The 282-nt window shown below is 75.9% G+C and carries 1 protein-coding gene; it reads right to left on the bottom strand.

Features of this window, described 5'->3' with window-relative positions; all coding sequences use genetic code 11:
• The coding region (locus I0Q12_RS29725; protein WP_307846630.1) for an alpha/beta-hydrolase N-terminal domain-containing protein at positions 1–282 on the bottom strand (282 nt) is incomplete at both ends.

The following is a 282-nucleotide window of genomic DNA, read 5'->3' as shown; positions in this document are numbered from 1 at the left end:
GCCGGCCCGGTCGAGTTCCCGCACCGCGAGCGCGGCCCGTGCCGGCGGATCCGGGGCCGAATCCACACCGACGTAGGTGCGAATCGCCTGGCCGGCGTTGTCGAGAGCGACGAAGCGGCGGCCCTGCTCGCCGAGGGTGTCCCACGGCACCAGCGACTGCGGTGCGCCCGACACTCCGGCCGGGAGCCGCGACGGCGGGAGGGAGGCTGCGGCCGTCGGTGCGAATCCGGTTGCGGCGGTGTATCCGGCGAGGGCGATGATGCCGACCGCCGCCAGTGCCCG

It is taken from the genome of Rhodococcus sp. CX (genome assembly GCF_015865005.1).
In the GTDB taxonomy this organism is placed as follows: Bacteria; Actinomycetota; Actinomycetes; order Mycobacteriales; family Mycobacteriaceae; genus Rhodococcus.
Note: the sequence above shows the minus strand (reverse complement) of the source record. Positions and strands in the feature narration are given on the sequence as shown.